General features: G+C 73.5%; 12 protein-coding genes. 4 read left to right on the forward strand and 8 right to left on the reverse strand.

The features are described from left to right. Positions 1–121: 121 nt before the first annotated feature. Positions 122–3,514 carry an ATP-binding protein gene (locus CP980_RS01215; RefSeq protein WP_150492320.1) on the forward strand — a complete coding sequence of 1,131 codons (3,393 nt, stop codon included), beginning with the start codon at positions 122–124 and terminating at the stop codon, positions 3,512–3,514. 9 nt (positions 3,515–3,523) lie between these two features. Here CP980_RS01215 and CP980_RS01220 read toward each other — a convergent pair whose 3' ends face one another. Further along, entirely contained in the window at positions 3,524–4,468 is a 945-nt protein-coding gene (locus CP980_RS01220) for a TIGR03619 family F420-dependent LLM class oxidoreductase (protein ID WP_132753165.1), read from the reverse strand. A gap of 227 nt (positions 4,469–4,695) precedes the next feature. Between CP980_RS01220 and CP980_RS01225 the strand changes: the two genes are divergently transcribed. Next, on the forward strand, positions 4,696–4,959 hold the full coding sequence (locus CP980_RS01225) for a hypothetical protein (protein WP_229907285.1): 264 nt from the start codon (positions 4,696–4,698) through the stop codon (positions 4,957–4,959). A gap of 30 nt (positions 4,960–4,989) precedes the next feature. On the opposite strand, the gene CP980_RS01230 is transcribed toward CP980_RS01225, so the two are convergent. From CP980_RS01230 to CP980_RS01240, 3 genes are all read right to left on the reverse strand, one after another. Then, on the reverse strand, positions 4,990–5,607 hold the full coding sequence (locus CP980_RS01230; protein WP_150492322.1) for an SUKH-4 family immunity protein: 618 nt from the start codon (positions 5,605–5,607) through the stop codon (positions 4,990–4,992). A 93-nt stretch (positions 5,608–5,700) separates the two neighbouring features. Then, entirely contained in the window at positions 5,701–7,104 is a 1,404-nt protein-coding gene (locus tag CP980_RS01235; RefSeq protein ID WP_150492323.1) for an MFS transporter, read from the reverse strand. Positions 7,105–7,121: 17 nt separating this feature from the next. After that, the gene (locus CP980_RS01240) at positions 7,122–7,820 is read right to left on the reverse strand and encodes a GNAT family N-acetyltransferase (protein ID WP_150492324.1); all 699 of its coding nucleotides are present in this window, start codon (positions 7,818–7,820) and stop codon (positions 7,122–7,124) included. 282 nt (positions 7,821–8,102) lie between these two features. On the opposite strand from CP980_RS01240, the gene CP980_RS01245 reads away from it, so the two are divergent. Further along, positions 8,103–8,474, forward strand: coding sequence for a hypothetical protein (locus CP980_RS01245; RefSeq protein ID WP_150492325.1), 372 nt, complete (start codon positions 8,103–8,105; stop codon positions 8,472–8,474). 96 nt (positions 8,475–8,570) lie between these two features. Here CP980_RS01245 and CP980_RS01250 read toward each other — a convergent pair whose 3' ends face one another. The 4 genes from CP980_RS01250 to CP980_RS01265 all read right to left on the reverse strand — a co-directional run bounded on the left by CP980_RS01250 (position 8,571) and on the right by CP980_RS01265 (position 12,874). Further along, a complete protein-coding gene (locus tag CP980_RS01250) occupies positions 8,571–10,196 on the reverse strand; it encodes an MFS transporter (RefSeq protein ID WP_150492326.1) in 1,626 nt (541 codons plus the stop codon). Positions 10,197–10,282: 86 nt separating this feature from the next. Then, on the reverse strand, positions 10,283–12,019 hold the full coding sequence (locus tag CP980_RS01255) for a PP2C family protein-serine/threonine phosphatase (protein WP_150492327.1): 1,737 nt from the start codon (positions 12,017–12,019) through the stop codon (positions 10,283–10,285). A 65-nt stretch (positions 12,020–12,084) separates the two neighbouring features. Then, positions 12,085–12,549, reverse strand: a complete 465-nt coding sequence (locus CP980_RS01260) for a DUF5709 domain-containing protein (protein ID WP_132753181.1) — start codon at positions 12,547–12,549, stop codon at positions 12,085–12,087. A 106-nt stretch (positions 12,550–12,655) separates the two neighbouring features. Further along, entirely contained in the window at positions 12,656–12,874 is a 219-nt protein-coding gene (locus CP980_RS01265; RefSeq protein ID WP_132753183.1) for a DUF6480 family protein, read from the reverse strand. A 278-nt stretch (positions 12,875–13,152) separates the two neighbouring features. On the opposite strand from CP980_RS01265, the gene CP980_RS01270 reads away from it, so the two are divergent. Further along, on the forward strand, positions 13,153–14,379 hold the full coding sequence (locus tag CP980_RS01270; RefSeq protein WP_150492328.1) for a hypothetical protein: 1,227 nt from the start codon (positions 13,153–13,155) through the stop codon (positions 14,377–14,379). Positions 14,380–14,460: the final 81 nt, after the last annotated feature.

A 14,460-nucleotide genomic window follows, 5' to 3' on the forward strand; every position in this document is an offset into this window, starting at 1 on the left:
GCTGCCCGGCGCCACTTGGCGTGGACTTGCCCGACCGCTCGCGGCGCGTGCAAGTGCGCTGCAAGCGGCGGCGCGGACCGTGCCCAGCGGGCTTCGGTTCGGCGTTTACGATGTCCTTGTCATGGTCACATTGAAGGTTCTCGGCTCGTTCCGGGTCGAGGTGGACGGCCGCGCCGTCGATGCGGGCGGCCGGCTCGCCCGGATGGTTCTGGTCCAACTGCTGCTCGCCCGTGGGGCGGTCGTGCCCACGGAGCGGATCATCGAGCGGTTGTGGCCGGCGCACGTCCCTTCGAGCGCGCAGGCATCGCTGCACGCCTACATCGCACGTCTGCGGCGCGTCCTCGAACCGCAGCGGGCACCGCGGACTCCTGCGCGGGTACTGGTCAGCGCCCCCTACGGGTATGCCCTCGCCGTGGAGGAGGCCGCGGTGGACGCCTGGGTGTTCGAAGCCCGGGTCGCGGCCTGCTCGCGGGAGGAGCTGCCCGCCCGCGTCGCCGCCGAGGGCCTGGCCGAGGCGCTGGCATCGTGGGGCGGGCAGCCGTACGCGGAGTTCCTCGACGAGCCGTGGACGGCCGGGGAGCGCACCCGCCTGGAGGAGGTGCACCGCACCGCCCGGGAACGGCTCACCGCCGCGCGGCTGGGCTGCGGGCAGGCCGCGCAGGCCCTTGCCGACGCGAGCGCGCTGACGCGGGAGCAGCCGTTGCACGAGGAGGGCTGGCGACTGCTGGCCCTGGCGCTGTGGGCCCGGGACCGGCAGGGTGACGCGCTCGCCGCTCTGCGACAGGCCCGGCGCGTCCTCGACGAGGAACTCGGGATCGAACCCGGCGTCGCCCTCCAGGAGCTGGAGCGGGCCCTGCTCCACCAGCGCCTCGGCGTGCTCCACCGGGCGACCGGGGCATACGGTCCGGCCACCGGACCCTCCGCGGTGCCCGCCTCCGGGACGGCGACGGAGCCTGCGCTGCCCGCGGCCGGCGGTGGCAAGCCGACCGTGCTGGCGGCCGACCGGCTGCTGGGCCGTGACGAGGAGCTGGCTCGGATCGCCGCCGCGGCGGACCGGGCGCGGGTCGGCCGGGCCCAGGTGGTGCTGGTTTCCGGTGAGGCCGGCATCGGCAAATCGAGTCTCCTGGAGACCGCCGTCCGTCAACTGCCTAAGCAGGGCTGGCTGGTCGGGTCCGGGCAGTGCCCGGAGACCGATGGGGCCCCGCCCGGCCGGGCCTGGTTCGACATGCTGCCGAGTCTGGCGCGGTCCGCCCCGCCGGGTCCGTACGCCGACGAGCTCGCCCCCCTGCTGGCCCCGGGCACCGCGAGCGGCTCCGGGCAGCCCGACGGCAGCCCGGCCCGGCGCTTCCGCCTGCACAGGGCGCTGCTCGCATGGCTGCGCGACACGGCCGGGCGGCGACCGCTGGCGATCGTGCTGGACGACCTGCACCGGGGCGACCAGGAGAGCATCGAACTGTTCCTGCTCTGCGCCGAGCGGCTGCCCGACGTCCCGCTGCTCCTGGTGGGCTCGTACCGCACCGGCGAAGGTGATCTGACCGGGGCATTGGCGCGCCTGGCCGCCCGCTCGCCGCTGCGGCTGGCGCTCGGCGGTCTGTCGGACGCCCATGCGAAGGAGCTGCTGCGGTCCGCCGCGACCGACATGAGCGACCGGGCCGCGGTGACGCTGGCCGAACGGGCCGGGGGAAACCCCTTCTACCTGCGCGAGAGTTCGCTCCTGCTGGCCGGTGAGGGCGAGGAGCAGGCGCTGGCCCGCGTCCCGCAGGGGGTCCAGGACGTGCTGCGCCGACGGCTGGCCCTGCTCGCCCCGACCGTCACGGCCGGGTTGCGGCTGGCCGCCGTCGCCGGGCGCGAGGCTTCCGTGGCCCTCCTCGTCCACGCCGCGGACGGCGATGGCGATCAGCTCCTCGACGCCCTGGACGCGGGGGTCACCGCCGGCCTGCTCACCGAGCCGCGTCCGGGTACGGTCCGCTTCAGCCACGCCCTCGTACGGGACGCCCTGGAGGCCGACCTCACCCGACTGCGGCTGGCCCGCATCCACTCCAGGCTGGGCAGGAGCCTGATCGCGCTCGGTTCGGACGACGTCGCCGCCACGGCCCACCATCTCCTGCGGGCGGCCACGGTCGTGACCGCCGATGCCGGGCCCGCGGTCCACCACGCCCGGCTGGCCTGCGAACAGGCCGTGCGCCGCTACGCCCCGCAGAACGCCGAAGCCCTCCTGAACGCCGCGCTCGGCGTCCTCGCCGACCATCCGGCCGCCTTCGCCGGCCAGGACCCCGCCCTGCTGCGCGTGGCGCTCCTGGGACAGCTGGTGGACTGCCGGATCCGGATGGGAGCCGTGGTGCCCGCCCGCGAGGCGCAGCAACAGGCCGTGCAGGTCGCCCGTACGGAGGAAAGGGCCGATCTGCTCACCGCCGCCTACACCACATGGACCGAACCGACGCCCTGGCGCGTGCGCGCGTACGCCGCCTCCGACCCCGCGGCCGTCGAAGAGCTCGCAAAGCTGCTGGAGGGCGGCGGCCTGGCCGACCGGCAGCGGTGCCTGCTCCTCGATCAGCTCTCCGACGCACTGGACGACGCCGACCCCCGCGCCGTGGCCACGGCGCACCGGGCCGTGGAACTCGCCCGGAGCGTGGGCGAGCCCCGTCTGCGGGGTCTGACGCTGACGTCTCTGCTGCGCCGCACGGACGCCGAACTCGAACCCGACGCCTACCTCGCGCTCCATACGGAACTCGCGGAGGTGGCAGCGGCCCAGGAGGGCCCCGAGTACTCCTGGATGGCCGCCTACACCGCCGCCCGGATCGCCGCCGCCCGCAACGATCCGGCGGAGATGGAGCGGTGCCTCGTACGGGCCGACGAGATCGCCCGCACGTACGAGCTCCAGGGCGCCTTCGCGGTGGCCAGGCTGCGCCGCCCCATGCTGGCCATGGCCCAGGGGCGCTTCGAGGAGGCGGAGCGGGCTCTGGGTTCGGCGGTGGCGGAGCTGCGCGAACGCGGCGCCGTGGATCTCAGCGGGCTGGCGGGCCTGGCTGTCGGCTGCATCCGGTTGCAGCAGGGACGGCTCGCCGAGGTCCTGCCCGTACTGCTCGCGGTGTGGGAGCGGTACCAGCCGCACAACGAAGCCCTCACCGCGCTCGCGCTGCTGGCCGCGGACCGCCCCGAGGAGGCCCGCGAGGTCTTCGAGCGGCGCGTGCCGCTCCTGCCCGACTTCGCCTACCCCATACTCGCCGGACTGCGCGGCACGGCCGCCATCGCCTTCGGCGACAGGGCTGCGGCGGCCGAGGTCTACCGGGACCTGCTGCCCCTGCGCGGGCTGGCGGGCGGGGCGAGCAGCCTCAGCCTCGTCTTCCGGCCCGTGGCGCAGACCCTGGGCGAGATCGCCCGGTTCCTCGGCCGCCCGGAGGACGCCCGGACCCACTACCTCGAAGCCGAGCGGGTGGCGGACGCGTGGAACTCCCCCCACTGGGCCGATGCCGCCCGGGCCGGGCGGGCCGCGCTCGCACCGGCGTCGGCGTAGAGGTACCCCTCACGCCGGGGGCGCCGGCGGTGGGGAGGGTGCGGCATCGGCCAGTTCGGCCGTGAACGCCGCCGCCAGGTCGAGGAACTCCTCGGGCGAGTCCGTCGTCAACTGCAGGTCCACCAGCACCTCGTCGGTCTCCGCGGCGCACATCAGCCGCAGGTGCTCGCAGATCTGGCGTACGGTCCCGCGCTGGTACGTCCCCGCCGGGTCGGCTTCGGCCCTGGTGACGTCGGCGTTCACGCGGAACACCCGGCGCAGCCCGGCCGGGTCCCTCCCCGCCCGCTCGGCGGCCTCCACGGCGACCGCCCACAGGCCCTGGAAGTGGGGCAGCGGCATCGAGGCCCCGAGCCAGCCGTCCGCCCGTCTGCCGACCCGCTCCAGGGCGGGCCAGGTGAAGCCGCCCAGCAGGATCGGCGGCCTGGGGTCCTGAAGGGGTTTGGGCAGGACGGTCGACTCGGGGATCGTCCACAGCCTGCCGGTGTGGACGACCGTATCGGAGCGCCACACGGCGTCGAGGACGTCGAGGGTCTCCTCCAGCCGGGCGCCGCGGCCTTGCCAGGGCACCCCGGCGGCCTGGTACTCCTCGCGCATCCAGCCCAGCCCGAGGCCCACGTCCAGGCGTCCGCGGCTGATGAGGTCGAGGGTGGTCAGGGCGCGGGCGAGCACGAGGGGCGGTTGCCACAGGGCGTTGAGCGTGCTGCTGCCGAGGCGCACCCCCTCGGTCGCCGCGGCCGCCACGCCCAGGGCGAGCAGCGGGTCGAGATGGGTGGCGTACCGGGCCGGCATCTCCTTCCCGCCGACGTAGCCCTCGGGTGGGGCGAGCGGGGCCAGGAGCCGGTCGGCCACCCAGAGGCTGTGACAGCCCAGTGCTTCCAGGGCCGCACACATGTGCGCCGTGCGGTCGGGGTCGGCGAACGGGCCGAACTGGGGCACGGAGAATCCGATGCGCATCGGTGGAGGTTCCTCGATCGGTACGGGCGCGGGCAGGGGTGCCCGCGCGGGAGGGCGGGGAGGGCGGCACGTCAGGCGGTCGTGCGGCCGCCGCGGATCCGGTTGGTCGTACCGTCCAGTCTTCGGAGCCCCGTTGCGCGGCACTTGCACCCGTCTTGCCCCGCCCTGATCCGAAGGACACGGCCTAGGCTTGAGGGTGGCCCTGCTCACCGGCATCGGGAGTGGATGTGGGAGCGACTCTCGTGGTCGCGGCGATCGTGATCGCCGCCCTCGTCGTCAGGAGCGCCCTCGCCGAGCTCAGGGAGCCCGGCAGCGGCCGCCGGCAGTGGATGTTCCTCACCGACCGCCGCGCGGTCTCGGCGGGGGCGTTCACCGCCCTCGCCCTCGGACTGCTGGGCTGGCGGCAGGCGGGCACCGAGGGCGCCGTATGGGCCGCACTCGCCGGGATCCTCGTCGCGTTCGTCATGGGGCAGGGCCGTCGGCCGCAGTGACCCCGGCCCCGGCGTGCCGCGCGGCGGTGATCACCCGTAGAGCGAGCGGGCTCCGGGGCTGTCGCCCCTGAAGCGCTGGCCCGCGGCGATCTCCTCGCCGACGACCGACCAGAGCGTGTCCTCGTCCCGGAAGGGGAGCGGGTCGATGCCGTCGGTCTCCTGACGGATGCGCTCGACCTCCCGCTCCAGACGCTCGAACTCGGCTTCCCCGTCGGCGTCGGCGCCGCTGAAGGTGAACTCGTCGAGCAGGCGCTGGAACCGGAGGGTGACCTGGACGAGGGAGGAGACGTCCGTGTGGAGCACGTGCGCGGTCTCCTCGTCCGGGTCGAAGGCGTGCACCGTGCCGGATCCTGGGTCGAGGGCGAGGTGGGCGTTGAGCAGCCAGCCGATGACCGGCCATCCGCCCGCGTCCTCCGGAGCGTCCTCGAACTCCTCCGCGTCGACGACCTCTTGGACGAGGGCCAGTCGGCCGGAGTCCTCGTCGGGGTCACGCAGGAAGAGCGTCCCCGTGGGGACGCCGACGGTACGCAGGAGACGCGCGCCCTCGGTGTCGGCGGCGTCGGGCGGGAAGGCGGTGGCGGGCAGGCTCGCGAGCCTGTCCTCGCCGAAGATGCAGGCGAGTTCACCGCGGTCCACGTCGAAGAGCATGAGCGGAACCTCCGTTGCGTGGTGGCGAGAGGTGCCGCCACCGGGACGGCGTCTCAGTAGATCACGGTCGCGGTGAATCACGGTCGCGGTGGATCACGGTCGCGCCGATCGCCCCCGGGTGCGGGCCCGGGGCAGTTTGACGGTCGCGACGAGCAGGGCGACGACGAGGACGCAGCCGGCCATCAGGAACGCGACGACGGCGGCCGAAGCGGTGATGACGCCCGCCTGGTCCGACGCGTCGGCATTGGCTCCCAGGACGGCGGCACCCACGCCGGCCAGCCCGATCGCGCCGCCCAGCTGCCGGAACGTCTGCCGTACGACGGACGCGTCGGTGCGCTTGTCGGCGGGGACGCTGCGCATCATCTCCGCGCTCAGGGCCGGAACGGGCAGGCCCATCCCCAGCCCCGCCAGGACCATCCCGGGCACCTGCGGGCCGTACTCGCCGCCGGGCAGCGCGAGCGTCCAGGCCACGGCTCCCCCTACGGCCAGCGTCAGGCCGAGCAGGGCGGGCACGCGGATCGATCCGGAGCGGTCCAGCAGGTATCCGGAGAGGAAGGTGCCCGCCGCGAGGGAGGTGACCAGCGGGAGCAGGCAGAGCCCGGTGTCCCGCAGCGACAGACCCATCGCCTGGCGCAGGAACAGCGTGCCGTGCACCAGCAGGACCAGTTGGGCGGCCTGCAACAGGAACGTCAGCGCCACCTCCACGGCATAGGGCCCGATGCGCAGCAGCCTGAGGTCGACGATGGGGTGGGGGGAGCGCAGGACGAAGCGCGCGGTGAGCGACAGCGCGAGCGCGCCCAGCAGCAGCGCGGTGATGGTCCTGCCGTCGGTGATGCCCCAGACGCCGCACTGGTAGAGGCCGAAGATGAACGTTCCCAGGGAGAGGACCACGGCGACGGGCTGCCCCAGGGTGAAGGTGCCGCCCGGGGCTTCCTTCGGCACGCGGGCCCGGGCGATCGCCCACAGGGTCAGGGCGCCGACGGGCACATTGGCGAGGAACACCGAGCGCCATCCGAGGGACTCGATGAGCACCGCCCCGAGGACGGGCCCCAGGACGTAGAAGACCTGGGCCAGGCCGGCGTAGCGCGCCAGTGCGCGGCCGCGCTCGTGCTCCTCGTACACGTTGGAGATGAGCGTCGTGGCCACGGGCAGCATCAGGGCGGCGCCCAAGCCCTGTACGACGCGCATCGTGAGCAGGTACGGTTCGGCGGCGTCACCGCCGGGCGCGAGCCCGCAGAGTCCCGATCCGAGCGTGAAGACCACGGTTCCGAACCGGAAGGTGCGCAGGAGGCCGAACCTGCGCGAGGCCATCGCCCCGACCGGCGTGCACGCGGACATCTCCAGGCTGTAGACGAGCACGATGGCTTGCATGACGAACGTCGTCAGGTCCAGGCTCCGGGCCACCGGGTCGAGGGCGAGCGCGACGACGGTCTGGTCGAGCATCACCATGCCGCCGGCGCAGCCCATGGCGATGACGACGTAGTGCTTGCGGGGCACGGGAGGACGGCCGCGCTCTACCGTCGTCGGGGCCCGGCGTCGCGCCACATGGGCCACAGGGTCGGCCCGCCGCCGGGCAGCCGGATCTCGCCCGTCACGCGGAAGCCGAGACCCTCGTAGAACGGGATGTTCGAGATCATGCTGGACTCCAGGTAGGCGGGCTCCCCGAGCCGGTCGCAGTGGGCCAGCTGCTCCCGCACCAGCGCCGAGCCGACTCCCGCTCCCTGGAACCCGGGGTCGGTCCCCAGGGTCGGCAGGTACCAGTGCGGTGTGTCCGGGTGGGCGTCGTGCAGGGCGTTCTGGACCGCCGCCGCCCGCGCCAGTCCGCGTACGCCGAACACGTACGCGTAGCGCGGCATCGTCGCGAGCTCCCGCGCGGCGGAGGGCTGCCAGCGCCCGGGCCCCGACCACAGGGCGGCCGCCAGCAGCTGCCCACCGCTCGTCGCGGCCACCCGTACGGCGCCCGCCCGCGGCCGCTGCTGGCGCTGGAGCAGCGCGAAGAAGCGGGCGGTCCTGCGCGCCCGGCCGCCCGCGTCACCGTCGGCGATGGCGTCGGCGTCGGCGTCGGCGTCGGCATCACCGTGGGGGAACATCCAGGCCATGACCGCGTCCTCGGCGAAGGCACGGGCCAGGAGCGCCGCGATCGCGTCCGCCTCGCCCGGCCGGGCGCACCGGATGCCGTACCCGGCGGTGGGTCGTGCGGTACGTGCGTTCATGGGGCCACCGTAGGCAGGCCGCCCGCTCGTCCCCGGCGACCGGGCCGCGGCCCCAGGTGATATCTGCCGGAATAGGCCCTACCTCCCCCCGATTCCGGTCATTTCCGGTCCTGGGGCGATGGTGCGCCTTGTGGTCGTCGTCGCCCCGTGAGGGAATGCCGCGACGTTGTCGCCTCAGGACGAGGAGTGGTGAACGTGTCTTCCCGATTACGCGTAGCGCAGCACGGAGCGAGCCAAACGATCCGGCGGGGGGCGGCGGCAGCGGCCGCCGCCGCACTTGCCATGGCCGCGGCGGTCGCGGGCGTGGCCGCCCCCGCGCAGGCCGCCGCACCGGTCTGCGAGGGGACCAAGATCGACACCCTGGACTTCGCGACCGGATACACCTACCTGTACTACAGCTCGGCCACGGGCCGGAACTGCGCCTACACCGTGCCCAAGAGCGGCACGGGCACGCCCCAGCTCATCGCTGTCGGACTGTTCCGCGCCGGCGACAACCAGGGCGTCTGGGACAGCCGTGCCGACTACAAGTACTACGCCGGGCCCGTCTACCTCGACGCCCGCGGGACCTGCGTCCTGTTCAACGGCCAGGTCCGCAGCACGTCCGCCTCCTCGGGCTGGGGCCACTGCGGCGCCCTGACGGCAGGCGCGCGATGAACGCGGTGCGGCGGCGCTCGCGCTGACGGCCGCCGCGGCCCTCACGGCCACGGGCACGGCCGAACCCGCGGCCCCGGCCCGCTCCTCGCCGCCGGGTCAGGGGCGGGGCGACCCGGGCTGGGTCGCGGGGATGCGCTGGGTGAAGAAGAGAGCGGTCAGTGCGGCCAGGGCGAGGATCCCGAGGGCGGCCCGCAGGCCGTCGATCCGTGCGGTGGCGTTCGCGTCGAGCGCGGCCTGGGTCACGTCCGATTTCGCACCCGCGTCTTCGAGGGCGGCGGTGAGCTGGGCGTCCGAGAGGAAGGGCGCGCCTGCCGTGAGCCGGACGTTCGCCTGGCTCTTGACCTCTTCCGGGATCACCGTGCTGTGCTCGATGGTCGCGAGGAACGACGCGGTCAGTACGGTGATGAGGATCGACCCGGCGACGGCGGTACCGATCGACGCGCCGAGGTTCGTGACGGTGTTCTGGATCCCGCCGACCTCGGCGCTCTGCTCGTCCGGGACGGCCGAGACGGTGACCGCCCCGAGCTGTGAGGCGAGCGCCCCCATCCCCAGTCCGATCAGCAGCAGTGGAACGGTGACGACGGCCGCACCGGAATCCTCGTCAAGCAAGATCAGCAGGACGACGGCGCCGGCGAACATGGACAGGATCCCGAACTTCACCACACGCCGCGGTGAGGCCTCGGGACGGAACCGGGGGATCCCGATCGCGGCGGCCAGCAGCGAGATGGAGAGCGGCAGGATCAGCACGCCGGTCTTGACGGCGGACAGGCCCAGCGCGACGGACAGGTAGAGCGGGACGACGAAGAACACGCCCATCTGCACGAGGTACTGGAAGAGGAACATCGTCAGGCCTCCGGTGAGCTGCCGGTTGCGCATGAGCTCCGGATCCACGAGCGGTTCGCTGCCGCGTGCGACCTGGCGGGCCTCCCAGCGGAAGAAGAGCCAGACGAGGAAGAGACCGGCCAGCATGAGCCAGACGACGGGTGAGAGGCCGCACCAGGACGGGGCGCCGGCCTTGGGCACGAACCAGCCCCATTCGCTGGTGCGCAGCACGCCGAAGACGAACAGGCCGATGCCCAGCGCGGACAGGACCGCGCCGAGGACGTCGATGCGCGGTCGGTGGCCGGGGGGCGCGTCGGCCATCCGGCGGCCCAGCACCAGGATGGCCAGTACGAGCACGACTTCACCGGCGAACACCCAGCGCCAGGAGAAGAACGTGGTCGCCACACCACCGATGAGCGGCCCGACCGCGATCGCGACCGCCCCCGCGGCGGCCACCAGCCCGTACGCGGCGGGCCGGCGCTCCACCGCGAAGTTCGAGGCGACGAGCGCCACGATCGCCGGCAGGATCAGCGCCGCTCCCACGCCTTCCAGGAAGGACCAGCCCAGCAGCAGCACGGGCAGGTTAGGGGCGAGCGACGTGGTGAGGGATCCGCAGCCGTAGATGACGCAGCCGATCATGAAGGCCCGTCTGCGGCCGACGAGCGCGCCGACCTTGCCGCCGATGATCATCAGCATCGCCATGACCAGCGTGTAGGCGGTGATGGCGCCTTGCAGACCGCTCACGGTGGTACCGATGTCCTCCGCCACCGTGGCGATCGACACGTTCATCACCGAGCTGTCCAGGGCCATCAGGAACTGCCCGGCGGCCAGCGTCAGCAGGACGAGCTGTGCGTCTTTCGCCTTCCCGCCCGTGGGGGTCCCGGGTGCTTTGGCTGTCATGGACGGAGCGTCCCACGGCGGCGGACGGGGCCGTGTCGCCTCGCCGCGCAGGTCAGCCGAGTGGCGGGAACGCGGCGACGCGCCCCTCAGTCGAGGCGTACCGCCACCAGGCACGTGTCGTCCTCCAGGCACGTGTCGTCCTCGTTCTGCTCGGGCGTGAACGCGGCCATGAGCCGGTCCATGGCCTCTTGCGCGCCGAGTCCCGCGCAGGACACCAGCACCCTGCGCAGCGTTTCGATCCCCTGGCCGATGTCCTCCCCGCGCCGCTCGACCATGCCGTCGGTGTACAGCAGCAGGAGGTCGCCCCGGCGCAGCGGGACGGTGGCGGTCGCGAACTCGTGTCCGGGCAGGAGGCCGAACAGGGGTCCCCGGTGGGAGGTGTCGAGCTCCGACGCCCGACCGTCACGGAGCAGCAAGGGTGCCGGATGGCCCGCGCAGGCCCAGCGGAAGTGGCGCTCCCCGTCGATGTGGCCGATGATCCCGGTCGCCGTTTCCGCGGCGTCGTCGCCGCACACCAGCTCGTTGAGCCAGGTCGTCAGCTGTCCCGCGTGGGTTCCCGGAGCGTGCGCGAGGCCGGCGAGGGCGTGGCGCTGCTGTGCCATCCGTGCGACCGCGCCCAGGCCGTGGCCGCACGCGTCACCGATGGCGAGGAGGATCCGCCCGTCCGGCAGCCGGCGGCATTTGTACCAGTCACCGCCGACGGCGTCCGACTCCGCGGGCAGGTAGGCGGCCGCCACGGACAGTCCGAGTTCGGCGAGCTCCGCCGAGTGCGTCGGCAGGAGCGCCTCCCGCAACGCCGTGGCCACCAGGCGCTCGGCCGCCGCCTCCTTGCGCAGTTCCTCCCTCTGGCGGCGGGTCGCCGCGAGCCGCTGACGGCTGTGCACCTGGGCGGTCAGGTCGCGTGCGATGAGGTGCAGGGCCCAGGGAAGTCCGTCCCTGGCGATGACGGGGTGGCCGACCAGGTGGAGGGTGCGGATCTCCCCCAGCACGCTGAAGCGGACCTCCGCACCCGCCGGCTCCTCGCCTTCCAGGAGGGCGGTCAGCATCTTGCCGAAACGCGGTACGTCGTCCAGGAGCACGGCGTCGCACAGCTCCACCAGCGACAGCGCGCGCCCCTCCTCGGTGCGGAAGATCGCGTGCAGCCCCTCCGACCAGGTGGTGTCGCCGGACAGGAGGTCCCACGTGCCCCAGCCCATGGAGGCGATGTACTGCGCGTCGAGCGACAGCATCTCCGTACGGTTGCGGGCGGGCCGCCACGTGACCAACACCTGGTCCCCGCACGACGCCGCGTCGTACAGCAGACGGGCGCGGTGCAGGCCGTCGCCGCGCTGCTCGGTGTAGTCGACGGCATGATCGTGCAGGGCGCGGCCGGTGGTCAGGACCTCGGCCAGGGCCTCGATCAGCCCGCCTGCCGCCGCTCCGGGCTGGACCTCCAGCAGCCGCCGCCCGATGTGCCGGTCCGGGGCGTCGAGCCACTGGGCCGAGCGGACGTGGTTGCCCGCCCGGACGGTGAAGTCCCCGGTGCGCCCGTCCTCGTCCCGTACGGGGACCAGCAGCGCGGCCGACACGGGGATCGCGGGCAGCGTGGCGCAGACGCAGGCCCACGGGTCGTGGCCGTCCTGGTCCGCGCACGCGTGCCCGGGTCCGCCGGCCGCGCCGCACGGGCAGGCCCGGGCCGTTTCGCCGTCCTGCGGACCCGGCGCCGTGGGTGCGGGGTCAGGGCGTACGCCCGCGTCCCGGCGGGCGGCGGTGCGCAGGGCGGCAACCTCGCTCGCGACGACCTGCTTGAGCGTCTCGGGATCCTGCGCAATCACTGGTTTCATCGGTCCTCACCGGTCGGGATCCCTCCGGGGCCGCGCCCTCTTCCCAGGGCGAGCGGGCCGTCTTCCTAGGGCAGCGGGCCGTCTTCGGGGTCCTCGATGACGTGGACGGCGGCTTCCTCGGCCGAGGCGGCGCCCGCGTCGATGCCCACGTCGTGGGCGAGGACGGAGTTCGCGTGGGGTGTGCCGGCGACCGGCGCCAGGCGACCGGCACGCCGGCCGCCCGCCTCCGGGTCCACGGGCTCGCCCTCGCCGTCCACCAAGTCCCCGATGCCGTCCCCCGCCGGCGGTTCCTGGTCCGGCTCCTCCCTGGCGAGACGCTGGTCAAGGCTTTCCCCGGTCCGTTGCGCCCCTCCGGTGGTGTCGTCCCCCTGCCTCGCGTGGGGCCGCTCGGGCGGCGAGTATCCCTGGTCGAGCACGGCGTCCGTGCCGGGCTCGCCGAGGCTGTCGTCCATGTCGGGCTGCAGCTCGGACGGCTCGTCCTCCGGCTGGGGCTGGTACACGTCGTCGCCGCGGGCGCCGGTGTCGCTCATGGCCTGTCCTCCCTCTCCTCGCGGCGGCTGTCGGCCAGCACCGCGTGCTCTTCCCGCCCCTCCCCGGAAAAGGGCCGATCACGCGACCGGTACCCCGGCTTCCGGCTCAGACGTTCAGGTTCAGGATGATGGCGTAGGCGAGGAAGAACAGGGCGAACACCAGGGCGACCAGCCAGATCAACACGAGTGGCGCTGTCCCCCAGCCGCGCGACAGGGGCCTGTACGGGCCCGTCTCGGAGCCCGTGCTCGATTCCCCGGGCGGCGTTTCGCCGGGCGGAACCCATCGGCGCGGGTCAGGGCCGGAGACCGGGTTCGGTGCGGACATGGAGTACCTCCTCGTACCCCCCTCGCCTCGCCCGCGAAGGCACCGGGGCAGCCCGGCTCGCAGACGCAAGAACGCGTACTCGGCACCTACCCACGCCCTCACCCCTCACTCCTCACGGGCCCGACGAGCCGTCGCCCTCGTCCGTGCCTGCGAAGACCTGGCCCGCGCCCGTGGTTCCATGGCCGCGTGGAGAGCGCCTCGCAGTACCTTCCGACCAGGGGACTCGGCCTGCCCGGCGGGCTGGAAGGCGGTTGCGGGGCGCGGGCGCGGAGCGGGGGATGAGCGGTCCTCCCCTGTCCGTGCGCGGCCGTCCGTCGCGCCGCGACCGGCTGACCGGGCTGCTGCCTCCGGCCGTGGCATGGCTGATGAGCAACCTCGTCACCTGGCTGGTCGCGAGGGCTTCCGTCGCCGGCGACGGGTCCGAGGTGGCGTACTGGTCCACCGCCGGTCGGCGCCGATGGGACGCGGAGCACTACCTGTCGATCGCCAAGACCGGCTACGAGATGTTCCCGTGCCGGGAGCGCTACCCGGACTATCCCGATGTGATCTGCGGGAACGTCGCCTGGTTCCCCGGGTACCCGATGTCGGTCCGCGCCGTCTCCGCCACCGGACTCTCCTACGAGATCTCCGCCGTCGTCGTCTCCGAGGCCTCCCTCTTCGGGATCTTCGCGGTGCTCTGGTACCTGCTGGGCGCCCGGCTCACCTGGGCCACCGGCCTCACGCTCGCGATCGGCGCGGTCTTCCCGGGCGGTGTCTACTTCCATGCGATGTTCCCGATCGCCACCGGAACGCTGGCATTGCTCGTCTGCGTCGCCGGGGTGAGACGCGGCTCCTGGGGCCTTGCCGCCGCCGGTGGTTTCGTGGCCACCGCATGCCACCTGGTCGGCGCGGTCGCGGTCGGCATGCTGCTGCTCAGCGCGTTCTTCGCGTGGCAGCGGGACACGTGGAGCGTGCGGCTCGCGAAGGCCGGGGCGTCGGCCGCCCTCGCCGGGTGCGGAGTCCTGTGGACCAAGTGGCTGATGTGGCAGGCGACGGGCCGGTGGGACGCGTACGAGACGATCCAGCAGTCCAGCTACGGGCAAAGCGGTGTGCGGCAGCCGTTCGACGAGATGCGGAAGGCCTACGGTTTCCCGTTCAGCGATTGGTACCGGCCCGAGGGGCACCTGCCGTGGCTGGTGGAGCACAGCCTCGGCGCGCACCGGAGCCAGCTCTGGCTGAACGCGGCGTTCGTGCTGCTCGTGGTGGCCACGGCCGCCGTCCGGCTCGTGCGCGACCGCCGGCTCGCCGCCGAGGAGTGGGCCGCTGTGACCCTGACGGTGGCGATCTTCCTCGTACCGTTCTTCGCCGGGGCGGAAATGTCGTGGTACCGCAACCACGCGCAGATGTTGGTCGGGCTCGTACTCGTCCGGCACACGTCCCGATGGGTCCAGGTACCGCTGCTGGCGTGGTGCTCGGTCCAGTACGCGCTTCTGGCGTCGATGTTCTTCGCCGGAGTGCTGGTCTGACCCGGCCGCCCCGGGCCGCCCCCTACGGACCGCTCCGCGCCCGGAGCGGTGCTCCGGGCGCGAGCGGTCGGCGGGAGGCCG

Source organism: Streptomyces vinaceus (assembly GCF_008704935.1).
Taxonomy (GTDB): Bacteria; Actinomycetota; Actinomycetes; order Streptomycetales; family Streptomycetaceae; genus Streptomyces; species Streptomyces vinaceus.

Coding starts and splice junctions, on each gene's coding strand:
- CP980_RS01255 (WP_150492327.1), bottom strand. CDS start 12,019: ATGAAACCAGTGATTGCGCAGGATCCCGAGACGCTCAAGCAGGTCGTC.
- CP980_RS01270 (WP_150492328.1), top strand. CDS start 13,153: ATGAGCGGTCCTCCCCTGTCCGTGCGCGGCCGTCCGTCGCGCCGCGAC.
- CP980_RS01260 (WP_132753181.1), bottom strand. CDS start 12,549: ATGAGCGACACCGGCGCCCGCGGCGACGACGTGTACCAGCCCCAGCCG.
- CP980_RS01250 (WP_150492326.1), bottom strand. CDS start 10,196: ATGACAGCCAAAGCACCCGGGACCCCCACGGGCGGGAAGGCGAAAGAC.
- CP980_RS01245 (WP_150492325.1), top strand. CDS start 8,103: ATGGCCGCGGCGGTCGCGGGCGTGGCCGCCCCCGCGCAGGCCGCCGCA.
- CP980_RS01240 (WP_150492324.1), bottom strand. CDS start 7,820: ATGAACGCACGTACCGCACGACCCACCGCCGGGTACGGCATCCGGTGC.
- CP980_RS01265 (WP_132753183.1), bottom strand. CDS start 12,874: ATGTCCGCACCGAACCCGGTCTCCGGCCCTGACCCGCGCCGATGGGTT.
- CP980_RS01215 (WP_150492320.1), top strand. CDS start 122: ATGGTCACATTGAAGGTTCTCGGCTCGTTCCGGGTCGAGGTGGACGGC.
- CP980_RS01230 (WP_150492322.1), bottom strand. CDS start 5,607: ATGCTCTTCGACGTGGACCGCGGTGAACTCGCCTGCATCTTCGGCGAG.
- CP980_RS01220 (WP_132753165.1), bottom strand. CDS start 4,468: ATGCGCATCGGATTCTCCGTGCCCCAGTTCGGCCCGTTCGCCGACCCC.